Origin of the sequence: Streptomyces sp. YS-3, assembly GCF_045257485.1 — a bacterium.
Classification (GTDB): Bacteria; Actinomycetota; Actinomycetes; order Streptomycetales; family Streptomycetaceae; genus Streptomyces.
Map to the genome: position 1 here is coordinate 1 of NZ_JBJHPC010001058.1, position 1089 is coordinate 1089.

Annotated in this window: 1 protein-coding gene; it reads left to right on the top strand. The window is 75.2% G+C overall.

Translation table 11 applies throughout. The annotated features are described in order from the left end of the window. Positions 1 to 1089: exodeoxyribonuclease VII large subunit (gene xseA, locus ACJA3G_RS37450; RefSeq protein WP_406557464.1), on the top strand; the 1089-nt coding region annotated here is incomplete at both ends.

Genomic DNA, 1089 nt, shown 5'->3' on the forward strand with positions numbered 1-1089 from the left:
GGGCGGTGTGGGTCGAGGGGCAGATCACCCAGCTCTCGCGGCGGCCGGGCGCGGGGGTGGTGTTCCTGACCCTGCGCGACCCGTCGCACGACATCTCGGTGTCGGTCACCTGCTACCGGCAGGTGTTCGACGCGGTGGCGGACGTGGTCGCCGAGGGCGCCCGGGTCGTGGTCCACGCGAAGCCGGAGTGGTACGCGCCGAGGGGCCAGCTGTCGCTGCGGGCCGCGGAGATACGGCCCGTCGGCATCGGCGAGCTGCTCGCCCGTCTGGAGCAGTTGAAGAAGTCGCTCGCGGCGGAGGGGCTGTTCGCGCTCGACCGCAAGCGACCGCTGCCGTTCCTGCCGCAGCTGGTGGGGCTGGTGGTCGGTCGCGCCTCGGCGGCCGAGCGGGACGTGCTGGAGAACGCGCGCCGGCGCTGGCCCGCGGTCCGCTTCGAGGTGCGCAACGTGGCGGTGCAGGGGGTGCACGCGGTGCCGCAGGTCGTCCAGGCGGTGCGGGAGCTGGACGCGCTCGCCGAGGTCGACGTGATCATCGTGGCGCGGGGCGGCGGCAGCGTCGAGGACCTGCTGCCGTTCTCCGACGAGCAGTTGGTACGGACGGTGGCCGCCTGCCGGACGCCGGTGGTCTCGGCGATCGGGCACGAGCCGGACTCGCCGCTGCTCGACCTGGTGGCCGATCTGCGGGCGTCGACCCCGACGGACGCGGCGAAGAAGGTCGTCCCCGACGTCGGGGAGGAGCTGGACCGGGTGAGGATGCTGCGGGACCGGGCGCGCCGCCATGTCGTCGGCCTCCTCGACCGCGAGGAGCGGGGGCTGGCCGGGATGCTGGGCCGCCCCTGGATGGAACGGCCGCACCGGATGGTGGAGGACAGGGCGGACGAGGTGGACGCGCTGGTGAACCGCTCGCGCCGGGTCCTGGGCCATCTGCTGGACCGTGCCGACTCCGAGCTCGCCCACACCCGCGCGCGCGTGGTCGCACTGTCGCCGGCGGCGACGCTGGAGCGGGGGTACGCGGTGCTCCAGCGGGCGGACGGGGCGGTGGTGCGGGCCCCGGAGGAGGTCGCCGGGGGCGAGGAGTTGCGGGCCAGGG